At 46.6% G+C, this 17,095-nt stretch carries 18 protein-coding genes; all 18 read left to right on the top strand.

Features of this window, described 5'->3' with window-relative positions; genetic code table 11:
• Window position 1 precedes the first annotated feature (1 nt).
• Window positions 2–1,396 carry a UDP-N-acetylmuramoyl-L-alanine--D-glutamate ligase gene (gene murD / locus ACUN27_RS13735; protein WP_445559043.1) on the top strand — a complete coding sequence of 465 codons (1,395 nt, stop codon included), beginning with the start codon at window positions 2–4 and terminating at the stop codon, window positions 1,394–1,396.
• 101 nt (window positions 1,397–1,497) lie between these two features.
• Window positions 1,498–2,595 (top strand): stage V sporulation protein E, encoded by a 1,098-nt coding sequence (gene spoVE, locus ACUN27_RS13740; protein ID WP_445559044.1) that lies wholly within the window; start codon window positions 1,498–1,500, stop codon window positions 2,593–2,595.
• A 7-nt stretch (window positions 2,596–2,602) separates the two neighbouring features.
• Window positions 2,603–3,673 carry an undecaprenyldiphospho-muramoylpentapeptide beta-N-acetylglucosaminyltransferase gene (locus ACUN27_RS13745; RefSeq protein WP_326060550.1) on the top strand — a complete coding sequence of 357 codons (1,071 nt, stop codon included), beginning with the start codon at window positions 2,603–2,605 and terminating at the stop codon, window positions 3,671–3,673.
• A gap of 200 nt (window positions 3,674–3,873) precedes the next feature.
• Complete coding sequence (gene murB / locus ACUN27_RS13750; RefSeq protein ID WP_315951387.1) at window positions 3,874–4,779, top strand: UDP-N-acetylmuramate dehydrogenase; 906 nt, start codon at window positions 3,874–3,876, stop codon at window positions 4,777–4,779.
• Between the two features lie 15 nt (window positions 4,780–4,794).
• Entirely contained in the window at window positions 4,795–6,075 is a 1,281-nt protein-coding gene (murA, locus tag ACUN27_RS13755) for a UDP-N-acetylglucosamine 1-carboxyvinyltransferase (RefSeq protein WP_445559045.1), read from the top strand.
• 115 nt (window positions 6,076–6,190) lie between these two features.
• Window positions 6,191–7,081 (top strand): cell division protein FtsQ/DivIB, encoded by an 891-nt coding sequence (locus ACUN27_RS13760; RefSeq protein WP_445559046.1) that lies wholly within the window; start codon window positions 6,191–6,193, stop codon window positions 7,079–7,081.
• A gap of 302 nt (window positions 7,082–7,383) precedes the next feature.
• Window positions 7,384–8,631: a cell division protein FtsA gene (gene ftsA / locus ACUN27_RS13765; RefSeq protein WP_127451985.1), complete on the top strand. Its 1,248-nt coding sequence runs from the start codon at window positions 7,384–7,386 to the stop codon at window positions 8,629–8,631.
• 30 nt (window positions 8,632–8,661) lie between these two features.
• Complete coding sequence (ftsZ, locus tag ACUN27_RS13770) at window positions 8,662–9,798, top strand: cell division protein FtsZ (protein ID WP_157321566.1); 1,137 nt, start codon at window positions 8,662–8,664, stop codon at window positions 9,796–9,798.
• 234 nt (window positions 9,799–10,032) lie between these two features.
• Window positions 10,033–10,956 (top strand): sigma-E processing peptidase SpoIIGA, encoded by a 924-nt coding sequence (gene spoIIGA / locus ACUN27_RS13775; protein WP_445559047.1) that lies wholly within the window; start codon window positions 10,033–10,035, stop codon window positions 10,954–10,956.
• 136 nt (window positions 10,957–11,092) lie between these two features.
• The gene (gene sigE, locus ACUN27_RS13780; protein WP_090816111.1) at window positions 11,093–11,815 is read left to right on the top strand and encodes an RNA polymerase sporulation sigma factor SigE; all 723 of its coding nucleotides are present in this window, start codon (window positions 11,093–11,095) and stop codon (window positions 11,813–11,815) included.
• Between the two features lie 215 nt (window positions 11,816–12,030).
• A complete protein-coding gene (sigG, locus tag ACUN27_RS13785) occupies window positions 12,031–12,813 on the top strand; it encodes an RNA polymerase sporulation sigma factor SigG (protein ID WP_127451991.1) in 783 nt (260 codons plus the stop codon).
• A gap of 136 nt (window positions 12,814–12,949) precedes the next feature.
• Window positions 12,950–13,249, top strand: a complete 300-nt coding sequence (locus ACUN27_RS13790) for a YlmC/YmxH family sporulation protein (RefSeq protein WP_145656916.1) — start codon at window positions 12,950–12,952, stop codon at window positions 13,247–13,249.
• A 113-nt stretch (window positions 13,250–13,362) separates the two neighbouring features.
• A complete protein-coding gene (gene pgeF / locus ACUN27_RS13795; protein WP_445559048.1) occupies window positions 13,363–14,208 on the top strand; it encodes a peptidoglycan editing factor PgeF in 846 nt (281 codons plus the stop codon).
• Window positions 14,209–14,253: 45 nt separating this feature from the next.
• Window positions 14,254–14,940, top strand: coding sequence for a YggS family pyridoxal phosphate-dependent enzyme (locus ACUN27_RS13800; RefSeq protein WP_315951382.1), 687 nt, complete (start codon window positions 14,254–14,256; stop codon window positions 14,938–14,940).
• Between the two features lie 41 nt (window positions 14,941–14,981).
• Window positions 14,982–15,404, top strand: coding sequence for a cell division protein SepF (locus ACUN27_RS13805; RefSeq protein WP_315951381.1), 423 nt, complete (start codon window positions 14,982–14,984; stop codon window positions 15,402–15,404).
• Window positions 15,405–15,469: 65 nt separating this feature from the next.
• Complete coding sequence (locus ACUN27_RS13810; protein WP_157322286.1) at window positions 15,470–15,709, top strand: YggT family protein; 240 nt, start codon at window positions 15,470–15,472, stop codon at window positions 15,707–15,709.
• Between the two features lie 2 nt (window positions 15,710–15,711).
• The gene (locus tag ACUN27_RS13815; RefSeq protein ID WP_315951380.1) at window positions 15,712–16,494 is read left to right on the top strand and encodes a YlmH family RNA-binding protein; all 783 of its coding nucleotides are present in this window, start codon (window positions 15,712–15,714) and stop codon (window positions 16,492–16,494) included.
• Window positions 16,495–16,610: 116 nt separating this feature from the next.
• Window positions 16,611–17,090: a DivIVA domain-containing protein gene (locus ACUN27_RS13820; protein WP_445559049.1), complete on the top strand. Its 480-nt coding sequence runs from the start codon at window positions 16,611–16,613 to the stop codon at window positions 17,088–17,090.
• Window positions 17,091–17,095: the final 5 nt, after the last annotated feature.

Here is a 17,095-nt window from a genome sequence, read left to right on the forward strand (position 1 = left end):
CATGATGCATCCGCGGGAATATCGTGGACTTGAAGTGGTTGTTTTGGGCTTGGCTCGCAGCGGTGTCGCTGCGGCTAAGCTTTTTCATCAACAAGGAGCCTTGGTCACCGTTAATGACAAAAAAGAGCGGAGCGCATGCCCTGAAGCCGACGAATTGGAGGCTCTGGGTATTTCTGTTGTATGCGGGTTTCATCCGGAGTCCTTGGTCCATGAGGGTGTTGCGCTCGTTGTGAAAAACCCGGGTATCCCGTACTCGGTTGAGCCGATCCGCAAAGCTTTGGAGCTTGGCATTGAAGTCGTTACGGAAGTAGAAGTCGCCTATCAGTTCTGTGAAGCGCCGATTATCGGGATTACTGGTTCAAACGGGAAGACAACAACGACAACATTGATTGGATTAATGCTGGATTCAGCAGGCATGTCGCCTGTCGTGGCGGGGAATATCGGGCGTGCTCTTACGGAAGCAACGCCTGAAGTGACGGCCGACAATTGGATGGTTGTGGAGCTAAGCTCCTTTCAACTCAAAGGGACGACTTCGTTCCGTCCGAAAATTGCGCTGTTCTTGAATTTGTACGAAACTCATCTGGACTACCATGGTTCGATGGATGATTATATTGCCTCAAAAGCGAAGCTGTTTGCCAATCAAACAGAAGAAGATACGGCTATATTAAATTGGGATCATCCGGTATGCCAATCGCTTATTCCTACGCTAAAAGCGAAGCTTTTCCCATTCTCCAGGAAAGAAGCGTTGTCTTACGGTGTTTATTATGACAAATCGTCAGATAACCTTGTTTATGCGAATGGCCGAGGTGAAATTGTGCCGATTATGCCAGCACGCGAAATGGGAATGCCGGGCAGCTTTAACATTGAGAACGCTTTGGCGGCAGCGGCAGCGGCCCTCACAGCAGGTGTAGAGCCGCACACGATCGCAGATGTGCTTAGAAGCTTCAAAGGCGTAGAGCACCGTCTGGAGTTCGTGAGAGAACTGAAGGGGGTCACTTTCTACAATAACTCGAAAGCGACAAACGCTGTGGCTACGATTAGCTCAATTGAAGCCTTCGACCAAAAGTTAGTTTTAATTGCAGGAGGCTTGGATCGAGGCTCTGATTATATGGAGCTGCTGCCTACGTTCGGGGAGCGAGTGAAAGGGATTGTCACACTCGGACAAACAAAAGAGAAAATTAAACATATTGCCGAGCTGGCAGGGATTAGCCGTATTCAAACCGTCGATACTGCTAAGGATGCAGCGGATGCAATTTCGCAAGCCGTTCAGCTTGCTTGGCAGATGTGTGAAGAGGGAGATATCGTCCTTCTTTCGCCGGCTTGTGCAAGTTGGGATATGTTCCCCTCCTTTGAGGACAGGGGACGCATGTTTAAGGAGTCCGTGCATAACCTTTAAATAGGGCTTATCCACATGTGTTTGCTGGCAGGTGACGGTCGTCGCCTGCTCGGCTATCCATCCTATGGATGTGGCCCAGAACACATAAAGAGGTGTCTGTTATGGGTAAATCACGGTCTGCTCCTGATATTTGGATTATTATTCCAACCTTGCTGCTTTTGACAATTGGCATTATTATGGTTTACAGTGCGAGCAGTGTACTGGCCTTTCGGGAATTCGGCGATTCCCTGTATTACCTGAAACGGCAGTTTATTTTTGCTGTTTTAGGGATCATTGCGATGTTTTTTACGATGAATGTCGATTATCTCGTTTGGAAAAAGGTAGCGCGCATTACACTGATCGTATGTTGCTTCATGCTGATTATTGTGCTTATTCCTGGCATCGGGGTTGTGCGCGGCGGAGCCAGGAGCTGGCTCGGGATTGGCGCCTTCGGTATACAACCGTCGGAGTTTATGAAGATGGGGATGATTCTGTACTTATCCAAATTGTTATCGGAGCAGCAATCCAAAATCACCCAATTTACCAAAGGGTTATTGCCTCCGCTAGGGATTATGGGGTTAGCCTTCGGCTTGATTATGCTGCAGCCTGACCTTGGAACCGGCGCTGTTCTGGTCGGAGCTTCACTGCTTATCATTTTTATCTCAGGCGCACGATTGCTTCATCTTTCATATCTGGGTATGATAGGGGTTGCCGGTTTTATTGGGCTCATCATTGCTGCTCCGTATCGCTTGAAACGGATTACTGCTTTTTTAGATCCTTGGCAGGACCCGCTTGGTGCAGGCTATCAATCTATTCAATCTCTCTATGCAATTGGTCCAGGCGGCTTAGTAGGGTTGGGACTTGGTATGAGCCGTCAGAAATACAGTTATTTGCCTGAGCCGCAAACCGATTTTATTTTCTCCATCATTGCTGAAGAACTTGGTTTTATTGGCGGTACCTTAGTGCTTTTATTATTTACCATCTTAGTATGGCGCGGTATGCGGGCAGCGATTACAGCACCGGATACGTTTGCAAGTTTAATTGCTGTCGGCATTATCGGCATGATTGCTGTTCAGGTTATTATTAATATCGGTGTTGTCATTGGTATGTTTCCAGTTACCGGTATTACATTGCCATTCATAAGTGCAGGTGGTTCGTCATTGACGCTTATGCTGACATCCGTCGGCATCCTTCTCAATATATCCCGTTATTCGAGGTGACAAAGGAATGAAAACAATTGTCTTTACCGGAGGAGGCTCCGCAGGACATGTTACGCCTAACATTGCTCTTATGCATAAGCTGAAAGAGTTAGGTTGGGAAATTAAATACATAGGCTCGGCTACAGGCATCGAGAAAGACATCATCGAGCGCGAAGGTGTTCCTTTTTACCCGATATCTTCTGGGAAATTGCGTCGATATTTTGATCTGAAAAATTTCAAAGACCCTTTTAGAGTGATGAAAGGTGTTTATGAATCTTATAGATTGCTCCGTCGTCTGAAGCCCGCCATCGTCTTTTCGAAGGGCGGGTTCGTTTCCGTACCGGTTGTTTTGGGCAGTCGCATGAACAAAGTGCCGGTCATTATTCATGAATCCGATATGACGCCAGGACTGGCTAACAAAATATCGATTCCTATGGCAACGAAAGTATGTGTCACATTTCCGGAGTCCATGCAGCATGTCAACAAAGAGAAAGCGGTTCTTACCGGTTTGCCGATTCGCGAACATATTCGGAGCGGGAAAGCCTCCAGAGGCTACCAGCTTTGCGATTTTCATAAGCAAAAACCCGTTATTTTGATCATGGGGGGAAGCCTGGGCTCGCAGGTCATCAACCAAGCAGTCAGAGGAAATCTTCCCCGGTTGCTGGAACAATTTCAAATTGTTCATTTGTGCGGGAAGGGCAATATTGCGGCAGAGTTTGCCGGGACGCGGGGATATAAACAATTCGAATATTTGAATGAGGAACTCCCGGATGTCTTAGCTATGACAGACCTTGTGATTTCCCGGGCCGGCGCTACGTCGATTTATGAGTTTTTGGTATTGGAAAAACCGATGCTGCTTATTCCCTTATCTCTGCAAGCGAGCCGTGGCGATCAGATTCTGAACGCCAAGTCGTTTCAGAAAGCCGGTTACGCGGATGTTATGCAGGAAGATGAGCTTACAGCTGAATCGCTGCAATCCCGCCTGGAGGCTCTTTATGCAAACAGAGAAACTTATAAAGCAGCTATGCAATCCCGCAACGACAGCGATGCTGTTGCTGCGATCGTTAAATTGATTGAATCCTACAGCTTATCGAGTTAGTTTTTCGAAAGCGAATGGGCGATTGTCACACTCTATCCGATTTTACATAAACTATACTATAACCGTGACAGACACCTAAGGCTTGATATGGCGCCAAAGTTTGAAGCCCGGCCATCTTCAACTTGGTCCGTATTTTTGAAATTATGGAGATTAAGATGATTCGATAATTTCGCCCTATGTTCTGTGAAGGAGGTTTTCCCATGCAGCAGTTAATATCCGACTTAAAGGCAGCAAATATTGGCGAGATTCGAACGAATGAGCGACTGGCCCCTTATACGACTTGGAAAATCGGTGGTCCGGCCGATTGCCTTATCCTCCCGAACACGAAGGAGCAGGTTGCTGCAGTCATCCGTTTTCTGCATCAACGTGGAGTACCATGGACGATTATCGGTCGTGGCTCTAACCTGCTTGTCAGTGACAAAGGAATTAGAGGGGTAGTTATCAAACTTGGCTCTGCGCTGGAAACTTTGCGCTTTGAAGGTGCGACGGTTTATGCAGGCGGTTCCTATTCGTTCATTAAATTGTCTGTGCTAGCAGCCAAGGAAGGTTTAACCGGACTGGAGTTTGCTTCGGGCATTCCCGGTTCTGTGGGAGGCGCCGTCTACATGAATGCAGGGGCTCACGGGTCCGATGTGTCACGCATACTCAAGCAGGCTGAAGTCATCCTGGACACAGGGGAATTGGTCACGATGCTGGCAGAGGATTTGCAGTATGCCTATCGGCATTCTATTCTGCACACTCTCCCTGGCATCGTAACAGAAGCTGTCTTTGAATTACAGGTTGGAGAACGCAAAGAAATCGCGGGAGCCATGGCGGCTTACCGGGATCGGCGTCTTCGCACACAACCGCTTCAATTAGCTTGTGCTGGAAGTGTATTCCGCAACCCCGCAGGGGGATTCGCCGCAAAGCTCATCGAAGAGGCTGGCCTGAAAGGCAAACGTGTCGGTGGAGCGCAAATCTCCACGCTGCACGCCAATTTCATTGTGAACACCGGAGATGCTAAAGCCGAGGACGTTCTCACTCTCATCGCAGAAGTACAGCAGATCGTACAGAAACAGTACGGCATATCGCTAGTACCGGAAGTTTTGGTGATGGGTGAGAGGTAAATCGGAGGTGGAACTTTGGAGAAGCTCGTTATCGAAGGTGGAAAACCTCTCACGGGAGCCATCCAGATACACGGCGCTAAAAACGCCGCATTACCAATCTTAGCAGCATGCATCCTGGCTAGCGGCACTCATACTCTGCATAATGTTCCTAATTTGCTCGATATCGACACCATGCTCCGCATTCTTCGTGCGTTGGGCTGCCGTGCCGAACAGCAAGGGGATACGGTATCTATTACAACATCCACAGCTAATTCCTCGCATATTCCAGAAGAATTGATGGGGCAGATGCGTTCATCCATCTTTCTTATGGGACCGCTGCTCGCTAGATTTGGCAGTGTCACCGTGTATCAACCCGGAGGCTGCGCAATCGGCGAACGTAAAATTGATTTGCACCTGAAAGGGCTGCAAGCTTTAGGAGCCAACATCGAAGAATTCGCAAACAAAATTGTTTGCACAGCCGAATCGCTTCATGGCAGTGAAATCGTTCTTGATTTCCCGAGCGTCGGAGCTACGGAAAATATCATGATGGCTGCTGTGAAAGCGGAAGGCATCACAACGATTTATAATGCGGCCCGCGAACCGGAAATTCAGGATCTGCAGAACTTCCTGAACGCCATGGGCGCCGACATTATCGGAGCAGGAACAGATACCATCACCATTCGTGGTGTGGAAACTCTGTTACCTTGCACCTACCGCATCATCCCTGACCGTATCGTGGCCGGAACCTTTATGGTGGCCGCTGCTGCAACGAAAGGGAGCATTACTTTAGAGAAGGTTAACCCTGCTCACTTAACCTCTGTGATTCATGTCCTCAAGCGTGCAGGTGTTCAAATCATCTCTGACGGTGATATAATACATGTAAGCTGTCCGACTAGACCGAAGGCCGTCGAACGTATCGTGACTTCGCCGCATCCGTCTTTTCCTACTGATTTGCAATCACAGGTTATGGTGCTTCTATCTTTAGCAGACGGGATGAGCGTAATGAAAGAAACGATTTTCGAAGGTAGATTCAAGCACGTAGATGAATTGTCCCGTATGGGTGCAGATATCCGTGTAGATATGAGTTCAGCCTTTATTCGAGGCGTTCCCAGGCTGTATGGAGCGACAGTGGAGGCGACGGATTTACGTGCTGGCGCAGCACTTGTTATCGCCGGTCTGGCTGCGCATGGTACGACGATCGTTGAGCAAATTCATCATATTGATAGAGGCTATGATAGAATTGAACATATGCTTTCAAGATTAGGTGCTTCCGTGCATCGACAATCACCTGTTCCAAGTGAGCAAGCGAACAACTGAATGAATTCCGCGCATCCCTTCCTGGATTCAGGCGGGGATTCACGGTTTCATTTGATTGGTACATACAAGATTGTAAATTTTAACCTTCATTCGAAACTATTAGGTGGTGCCCAGCTTGTCTGACGACCGCAATATGCCCGCTCTGCCGCCCGTTCCAAAGCCACGAGCCCGTACGAATAGAAAACTGCTCATCTTCTTATTTATTTTTTTTATCATCATTTTAGTCATTTTGTTTTTTCAGTCTTCTCTAAGCCGTGTAAGTGCCATTGAAGTTGAAGGAAATGAGCTCATGACCTCAGAAGCGATCGGACAAGCCAGCCAGATTGCCGTCGGGGACCGGTTCTTTGCCTTCAGTTCACAAACGATAACACAGCGTGTAGCATCTCTGCCCATGATTAAGACAGCTACGGTGAAGAAGCATTTTCCAGGCAAAGTTCTCATTACCGTGCAGGAGTATCCGAAGGTTGCTTTCCAGATAGCAGCAGATGGCAAAAAGCAAGCGGTGCTTGCCGATGGCGCTGTCGTTGAACTGCCTGCTGGCAGCAGCATTCCACTGGATATGCCCATTTTGACGGGGTGGACGGATGGTGATCCGAATAAAGCAGCACTATGCAAAGTGCTTGGTGAAATTCCGGAGAGTGCGCTCTCGGACATTTCCGAAATCAAACCGGACCCGTCGGAGCCGTACCCTGACAAAATCAAGCTGTACACGAGATCCCAATTTGAAGTGTACACCACGATAGCTTACTTGCCTGAGAAAATTGACAATCTGCCTGCTTATATAGCAAGCTTACAAGAGGATCATATTACTAGCGGCATTATCAAAATGCTAGAAGTAGAATATCATGCTCCTTTTGAACCTAATGAAGATACGAAATCTGATTCGAATAATGCGTCGGGCCACAAAGGTGGAAGCAATGCAGCAGCAAGCCCATCACCCGATCCTAACAAGGATGGGAACAAGTCGACGCCAAAGCCGACTCCAAAAGCGACACCGAAACCGTAATCCCAGAAACAGCGCGTCCTTCCTGATAAAAAAACGGTTTAATGGACTACTCAACCATGAAAATTAATGTTAAAATTAGTTTTATGGTTAAATAGAATTCTATTAACCCTATGAAGTGTACAAGCAATTACTAGACTTGTTTTATCCCTATTCTATTGAAAATTAACTGTTTAAAAAAACGACTTTGCTTCCGTTAAAAAAAATGTTGAAAAAAGAGGGAATATGGCGGTTGTGTGGAATACGTATTTAAGTAATTGTAATGTAAACACAATATTATCCAAGTTATAGGAGGTGCCAGGGGCTTGAGCAACAATGATATCATTGTTAGTTTAGACATCGGTACATCCAAGGTTCGTGCTATTATTGGGGAAGTTGTTAACGGAACCATTAATATAATAGGTGTGGGATCTGCCGAGTCAGAGGGTATTCGTAAAGGCGCAATCGTTGATATTGACCAAACGGTCAACTCCATCCGGAGCGCTGTTGATCATGCTGAACGAATGGTCGGCGTACAAATTTCCGAGGTTTACGTAGGAATTTCAGGGAATCATATTGCTCTTCAATCGAGTCACGGTGTTGTCGCTGTTTCTAATGAAGACCGAGAAATCGGGGAAGAGGATATTGATCGTGTCATTCAAGCGGCAAGAGTCATCGCATTACCTCCCGAGCGTGAAATTATTGGAGTCGTACCCAAGCAATACTTAGTTGATGGACAAGAAGGCATTAACGATCCTCGCGGCATGATCGGCGTTCGCTTAGAAGTGGAAGCGACGATAATCACAGGCGCGAAGACGGGGATACATAATCTGATCCGAGTTGTGGAAAAATCCGAACTTAAGGTCGCAGGCCTCATCTTGATGTCGCTTGCATCCGGACAGTTAGCTCTTTCCAAGGATGAGAAATCAGTAGGAACTGTACTGGTTGATGTTGGTGCAGGTGCAGCGACGATCGCTGTGTTTGAACAAGGGAATCTGACAGCCACATCAACGATTCAAATCGGCGGTGAGTATATCAGCAATGATATCTCGATAGGCCTTCGTACTCAGCTCGAAATCGCAGAGAAAATAAAGCTGAAATACGGTTGCGCATCGGTAGACGACTCAGCCCCCGATCAAATGTTTAAGGTTACACGAATGGGAAGCAATGTGGAAAAAGAGTTTTCGCAAGTTGATCTCGCGAATATTATTGAACCCCGCGTTGAAGAAATTTTCCAAATGATACGTGCAGAAGTGCACCGCCTGGGATATGGCGATCTAGCCGGTGGGTACGTACTCACAGGCGGAACCGTTTGTATGCCAGGTGTACTCGCCATTGCACAAGCTCAACTCGCTACATCTGTTCGAATTGCCGTTCCTGATTTCATCGGAGTGCGTGATCCTTCTTACACGAGTGGTGTTGGCATCATTCAATTCGTTTCCAAGTACATGAAAAACCGGAATACCGCTTTCACCAAAAAAGTGGCATCAAAACCTGTAACAAAAAAATCCTCCGAGAGCTCTAAACCTGGTATTTTGGAACGTGTAAAAAGTTTTTTCAGTGAATTTATATAGTGAACGCAACGTTAGGGGGATATGACTCACATGTTTGAATTTGATATGGATATGGAACAGTTGGCTCAAATAAAGGTCATCGGTGTTGGTGGCGGTGGTAGTAATGCGGTAAATCGAATGATCGAGAACGGCGTTAAGGGCGTTGAGTTTATTACCGTTAACACGGATGCTCAAGCTTTACACCTTGCCAAATCGGTGCATAAATTGCAAATCGGGGACAAGCTGACGCGCGGTCTTGGCGCAGGCGCAAACCCGGATGTAGGGAAGAAAGCGGCAGAAGAGTCAAGGGAGATGATTCTGAACACGCTTCGCGGCGCAGACATGGTATTCGTTACTGCAGGAATGGGTGGCGGTACTGGAACTGGAGCGGCTCCCGTTATTGCTGAAATCGCAAAAGAAGTGGGCGCGTTAACCGTTGGTGTTGTTACTCGTCCGTTTACATTTGAAGGTCGCAAGCGTTCCTTACAAGCAGAGCAAGGGATTGCTGCATTGAAAGAGAAAGTAGACACTCTTATCATTATTCCTAACGACCGTCTCTTGGAAATCGTAGATAAGAAAACGCCGATGCTTGAAGCTTTCCGCGAAGCGGATAACGTACTTCGCCAAGGCGTTCAAGGGATCTCCGATTTGATCGCGGTTCCTGGTTTGATCAACTTGGACTTTGCTGATGTGAAGACAATCATGACAGAACGCGGCTCCGCCCTGATGGGAATCGGAGTGGCAACAGGTGAAAACCGCGCGGCTGAAGCAGCGAAAAAGGCGATTTCCTCGCCACTCTTGGAAACGTCGATCGAAGGTGCTCGTGGGGTTCTGATGAACATCACAGGCGGCGTGAACCTCAGCTTGTACGAAGTCAATGAAGCGGCGGATATTGTGGCATCAGCTTCTGATATTGAAGTGAACATGATTTTCGGAGCAGTTATTGATGATAAGCTGAAAGACGAAATTCTGGTAACGGTCATTGCTACTGGTTTTGAGCATAGAGCATCACCACTGGCTCAACCGGTTAAGCGTCCTGTCAGCGGGCATCAAGAGCAACCACAATCCTCGCCATCCGTTTCTTCCGACCGATTGAACAACCTCAAACCTTTTGGCTCACAGCCATCAAACGATCAATTAGATATTCCGACGTTCCTGCGCAATCGCGGGCGGAATAACGACAAATAATTACACGAAATGTGTAAAGAGACCGAAGTCCTACGTCATGTAGCGGCTTCGGTTTTTTGTTATTTTGAAGGCTTTTCTAGTTAGTTAAAGGCCGCGTCAACTGACAAAAAAAGTAGTAGCCTACTAGCAAGTTTAGACAGACTTTGAACTAGGATTGCCCTATACTGATTTAGAACCTTAAAGTTTCGTCAGGAAAATGGTTGAAAAAGCATCTATCATGGAGGTGAGGACATTGTGATCGTCTACGCGGATCTCATTTTCCTACTGAACTTTCTGATGGATGCGGCCATGCTGATCGTAACGGCCAAAACGCGGAAAATATCGTTCAAATGGTGGAGAATCGTAGGTTCGTCGTTCTTAGGAGCCTCCTATGTCGTCATTATGTTCTTGCCGGTACCCGTGTTTCTTTTTACATTTTCTGTGAAATGTATGTTTTGTATAGGGATGATTATGACTGCTTTTGGGTTCGGGTCTTTACAAAATTTATTGAGAAACCTCGGAACGTTCCTCTTAGTAAATTTTGCTGTCGCTGGCGGGATGTTTGGTATCCATTATGTCCTTGCATCGTCCTCTGAGGTGATGAAAGGTATTGTATTCACCCAATCCGGTGTGGCAATGTTCCAACTCCAAATTGGCAGCGTGCTCTTTGTTCTTTTGCTACTTATTCCATTGCTCTGGTGGTTCAGGACCGTGCTGCAAAGCACAAAGCAGCGTGAGGTGCTGACAGCCTACGTTGCGGAAGTTACGATTCATGTAGGAGACTATACGGCCTCCTGCAAAGGATTAATTGATACGGGAAATCAATTGTATGATCCACTAACGCGCACCCCTGTGATGGTCATGGAAGTGTCGGAATGGGGCGATGTATTGCCTGTAGAGTGGCTGCAGCGGATTCGGTCAGCTGATGTTGACCAAATCATAAGCGGTTTGGGTGTAGAAGAGTTCGTTTGGCAGGACCGCTTGCGTCTAGTGCCTTATCGAGGCGTTAATCGGAACACCCAATTCATGCTGGCCATTAAACCGGATAAGGTGGTGATTACCCATAATAGTACGCAAATTGAAGCATCTAAGGTGCTTATCGGACTCGACGGAGGAAAGCTTTGCAGCGACGGATCCTATCAAGCGATTATTCATCCGGCATTAATATCTGCTGGTTAGCGCTTTCATGCCCTGGCGAAGTCTGTTCTGATACGCAAAACTCAGCGAATGCATACGAAGCAAGTTTTCCTACGAAAACTCAGCCCATGCTTACGAAGCAAGTTTTCCTACGGAAAACTCTTAGGAGGAAACTAACATGCTCTTGAAGTGGAAAATGCTTTTTCAACTAGCGTACTATCGAATTTTGATGCTTCTTGGTCTTAAGGGAGAAGAAATCTATTACATAGGTGGAAGCGAGGCTCTACCGCCACCGCTAACGAGGGAAGAAGAAGAATACTTATTGGAAAAATTACCATCCGGGGACGCCGCTATTCGAGCCATGTTGATTGAACGCAACCTGCGATTGGTTGTTTATATAGCCAGGAAGTTTGAAAATACAGGCATCAACATCGAAGATCTGGTTTCCATCGGCGCTATTGGCTTAATAAAAGCAGTTAACACGTTTGATCCGGAGAAGAAAATTAAACTTGCTACATACGCTTCCAGATGTATTGAGAACGAAATTCTCATGTACCTGCGGCGTAATAGTAAAATCCGTACGGAAGTATCTTTTGACGAACCGCTGAATATCGATTGGGATGGTAATGAGCTGCTTTTGTCCGATGTACTCGGAACAGAGAACGATACCATTTACCGCAATATTGAAGAACAAGTAGACCGTAAGCTGCTGCACAAAGCGTTGGATAAATTAAGTGAGCGTGAGCGTATTATCATGGAGCTGCGCTTTGGATTACAGGACGGCGAGGAAAAAACGCAAAAAGACGTGGCAGATCTACTTGGCATTTCGCAATCCTACATCTCCAGGCTGGAAAAACGAATCATTAAAAGGCTGCGTAAGGAGTTTAACAAGATGGTGTAAGGTGAAAAGAGAGCTTGGGATGTGGTCGTGATCCCACCTCTCTTTTTTTTGTGAAAAATATTTTTGAGCTGGCAATGTCGAAATTGTTCAGGCGTCACAGGGGGGAGCGAGTCGGAGGCCTTTTGTCAAGTGGCGGAACGGGGGGTTAAGCAGGAATAAATCACTCACTCAGGGGGATAATTAACATTAATGTTTCTCCTTGGGAGGTAATCACGGTGACCCGAAATAAAGTTGAGATATGTGGTGTTGATACCGCCAAACTGCCTGTTCTGACCAATGCTGAAATGCGCGAGCTGTTCGCTGATTTGCAGACCAAGCAGGAGCGAACGGCAAGAGAGAAATTGGTGAATGGGAACCTCAGATTGGTTCTAAGTGTGATCCAGAGGTTCAACAATCGCGGAGAGTATGTGGACGATCTCTTCCAAGTTGGCTGTATCGGTCTGATGAAAGCCATTGATAACTTTGATTTAAGCCAAAATGTCAAATTCTCAACCTATGCTGTACCGATGATTATAGGTGAGATACGCCGCTACTTACGTGACAACAACCCGATTCGCGTTTCTCGTTCCTTAAGAGATATTGCTTACAAAGCGCTGCAAGTCAGAGACAGCCTGACGAATGCGAACTCACGCGAACCCACGATTTATGAGATCTCCGAGGCGCTGAACGTGCCCAAAGAGGATGTCGTGTTTGCACTCGACGCTATTCAAGACCCGGTTTCGTTATTCGAACCGATTTATCATGATGGCGGTGATCCGATTTATGTCATGGATCAAATCAGTGATGAAAGAAATAAGGACATGTCCTGGATTGAGGGAATCGCACTTCGTGAAGCGATGCGCAAGCTGAATGCGAGAGAGAAAATGATTCTCTCCATGCGTTTTTTTGAAGGAAAAACACAGATGGAGGTTGCCGATGAGATTGGCATTTCCCAAGCACAGGTATCGCGACTTGAGAAATCAGCCATCTGCCAGATGCAGAAACACGTGAAATCGTAATTTCTATACATAAAGACCGGAGCAGCTGTGACAAGCTGTGACGGTCTTTTTTTGATTTTCAGGACATTTTGCCCACACCGCACATATACTAGTACAAAATCAGTTAAAATCCTATGGATTCGTGGTGAATAGCCTCATGAAAATATCTGATTTCCAGACGAAAGATGTCATTAATATCGTGGACGGCAAAAAACTCGGTCAAATCAGCGACCTGGAGCTGGATCTGCTGCAGGGACGGATCGAATCGATTGTCGTGCCGAACCAAAGCCGATTTTTCGGGTTGTTTGGTACCGGAACAGACGTCATCATACCATGGAAGCATATTGTGAAAATCGGCGCAGACGTTGTGCTCGTGAAGCTCGAAGATGCTCGTCCGTATCGTCAAACCGAAGAAAATGAAGGTGTCTATGAGTTCAACAGACAGTTCCGCAACTAACGTATGACACACGAATGTAGGCTGAATTCCCACAATCAGCCAAGAGACAATCGTGTGTCTTTTTGTTTTGTGCTAAAGTAGAGGTAGTATGAATGTAAGGGAGTGGAATTATCGTGGAACCATTTGTGAAACAAGTAAAAGAGGGGCAGCCTGCACTCTATACAATAGAAAACTGGATGGACCAATTTGAAGGACTGACGGCAGGTTTTACTTCACGACATGGCGGAGTGAGCGAAGCACCTTATTCAACGTTGAACTGTGGTCTGCATGTGTTGGATAATCCTGAGCACGTGATCAGGAACCGAGAACGGTTAGCTGAAGCCATCGGTCAGCCATTCGACGCTTTTACCTACGCGGAGCAGGTACATGGCAATGAGGTGACGGTTGTGTCGCTTCAGGAGAAAGGGATAGGAAGAACGTCGAGGGAGTCAGCCATTCAAGCGAAGGACGGCTTTATTACGAAGGAGAAGGGAATTGTGCTATGTGCGCAGTTTGCAGACTGTGTACCACTGTTTTTCTATGATCCTGTTCATCACGTTGTGGGACTCTCCCATGCCGGCTGGAAAGGGACCGTGCTAAACATTTCCATGGCTACAATATCCTTAATGACACATACTTTTGGTAGTCAGCCTAAGGACATCAGGGCAGCCATCGGACCTTCCATTGGTGTTTGCTGTTATGAGGTGGATGACACCGTTGCAACACATGTTTATGCTGTGCTAGATGAGATGAATGCAACGCCTGATGACAGGCTTACAGTTATTACTGGCAAGGAAAACGGCAAGTACATGCTGAATTTGCAAGAACTGAACCGAAAATTGTTGGTACAAGCAGGAATTTTGTCGTCCCATATCGAAGTAACTCAGTTATGTACGAGTTGCCGCTCAGATGACTTCTTTTCTCATCGCAAAGAGGGCGGATCAACAGGTAGAATGGTTGCTTGGATTGGTCTTCGGTAAGGAGATAACAAGCAGGCAACGTTTGAAATTGAGGTGTTTACATATATGACTTTACTAGCGCGTAAAGAAGAAGTTGAAGCTCGTGTTGCCGCAGCTTGCCAGCGGTCAGGACGAAATGAGGATGAGATCAAAATTATTGCTGTGACCAAATATGTGTCCTTGGAGACGACCCGAAGTGTACTGGATACGGGATTGCTGCATATCGGTGAAAATCGTTGGCAGGATGTAAAGCCTAAGTGGGAGGCACTGCATGAACGCGGTACATGGCATTTCATAGGTCATTTGCAGACGAACAAGGTGAAAGATGTCATTGGCAAATTCGCCTACATTCATTCGCTCGATCGGATGTCGCTCGCCAAGGAGTTGGACAAGCAGGCTGCGGCGCTCGGTATGCAAGTTAATTGTTTGCTGCAAGTAAACATATCCGGAGAAGAATCCAAGTATGGCATGGATCCCGAGCATTTCTTCGAATTTGCTGAAGAAGTCAGCAAACTGCAGCATATACATATCTCCGGTTTAATGACGATGGCGCCTTATGAGATGGAAGCCGATGCGACTAGACCTGTCTTTCGCAGTTTAAGAGAACTGAGAGACCGATTGAATGAGCGCAACATTTTCCCCTATGACATTAAAGAGCTATCCATGGGGATGTCAGGAGATTTTGAAGTGGCGATTGAAGAGGGAGCTACATGGGTGCGATTGGGTACTGTTCTGGTTGGAAAAGAAGCATAAAGGTTATAAAGGATTGAACAAGCGGATAGGAGGGAATTATAATGGGAGTTTATAACCGTTTTATGAATTTTCTTGGATTACAAGAAGAGGAAGAAGTTGTGGAGCGTGAGCGAATCGTGGAAACAACGGAAGAACCTGAAACCAATCCTTATGAATTGCGTAATAAAAATAAGGCGAATGTCGTCAGCATTCACTCTCAGAAGAACGCGCGTGTCGTGCTGAGCGAGCCTAGAACGTACGAAGAAACGCAAGACATCGCGGATCATCTTCGTTCTCGAAGAGCGGTGGTCGTCAATCTACAGCGAGTTCGCGGTGATTTAGCCATACGCATCGTAGATTTTTTGAGCGGAACAGTATATGCTTTGAATGGGTCTATATCCAAACTGGGACCGAATATCTTCCTTTGCACACCTGATACAGTTGATATTCATGGCCACATCTCAGAGATGATGAGTGAGGAATAGGCGCATATCCTAACACAGAGGTGGATGCGTACGTGGATTACGTTCACTATTATCTTAGTATTTTGATGGAAATTTATTATTTCATGATTATCGGTTACTTAATTCTTTCCTGGTTTCCGAATGCACGCGACAGTTTTGTCGGTGGTCTGCTGGGGAAATTAGTTGAACCGTACTTAAGTCCTTTCCGAAAAATAATTCCAAGCATCGGGTTCATCGACTTGTCGCCGATCGTTGCCCTTATCGCTTTGCGATTCGTGGTCATGGGGATTATTGCCGTTCTAGATTTCATTGTAGGGATGTTTTAAAATTGTCTAAAGAACTCTATAGTCATTTTCATTCAGACGAACATTACTTTGTAGATAAAGCCTGGGATTGGGTGGAGCGGGCGGCACAGAACCACGCCGTGAAGCTGACTGATTTTCTGGATCCCAGACAAGCTTTCATCTTAACCTCACTCGTGAATCGGCATCCGGATGTGCACTGCCGGTTCGACGGCGGCTATCCGGATGCGGAACGCAGAAGGGCGCTAGTCGCCCCTGATTACCGGACATTGGATGAGGAAGATATGGAGATGGCTGTTCTCTCCGTTTCATCCGGGGACGGTAAATTTTTAACATTAGAACATGGGGATTACATGGGCGCCATTCTTGGACTCGGCATGAAGCGAGACAAGGTTGGCGATATTCATGTTATAGAGGGTGGCTGCCATTGCCTAGTTACCCGTGATGCAGCCGATTATTTGCACTTAAACTTGTCACAAGTTCATAGAGTCCATGTTCAGACAGAACTGCTTCCATTGAATAAACTGGAGCTAGCAACTGTGAACCTGGACGAGCTGACGTTATCCGTTGCCTCCATGCGGATGGACGGTATTGTAAGCGATGTATTCAGGCTTAGCCGCGCTAAAGTGCTGATCCCTATTCAAGCCGGGCGCTGCCGCGTCAACTGGAAGCCGGAAGAAGATCCGAGTAAGCCGCTGAAAGAGGGCGACATGGTTTCTATGCAAGGATTCGGCAGATTCAAGGTGCTCGAAGTCGAAGGCGTAACGAAAAAAGGTAGGATTCGTGTGAAGATCGGCAAGTTTGCATGAACGTGGATAAATTATCCACGAACCATGCAGGAATTGCTAATTTTCTGTCGAACTGATTCAGTATAGATGTGCGTATTGCTGTGCAAAGCTGTGCAAAACGCAAAGGAGGGGCACTGATGCCATTAACACCGTTAGATATACATAATAAGGAATTTTCCCGTTCTTTTCGCGGATACGATGAAGATCAAGTCAATGAATTCCTCGATCAAGTCATTAAGGATTACGAGGCATTGATTCGTGAGAATAAAGACTTAGCTAATCAAACGGTGGCCCTGCAGGAGCGTCTGGATCATTTCACGAACATCGAAGACTCGTTAAGCAAAACGATCATTGTTGCCCAAGAAGCAGCGGATGAAGTTAGAAACAACGCCAAGAAAGAAGCGCAGCTGATCTTGAAGGAAGCTGAGAAGAATGCAGACCGGATTATTAACGAATCCTTGACGCGTTCACGTAGGGTAGCTCTGGAGATTGAAGAGTTGAAGAAACAAGCATCGATTTACCGTACGCGTTTCCGGACGTTGCTGGAAGCTCAGTTGGAGCTTCTAAACAATGAAGGCTGGCAGAGCATGCAGTTCGATCAAAAGGAAGAAGCCTAGGATGA

The organism is Paenibacillus sp. WC2504 (assembly GCF_052682475.1).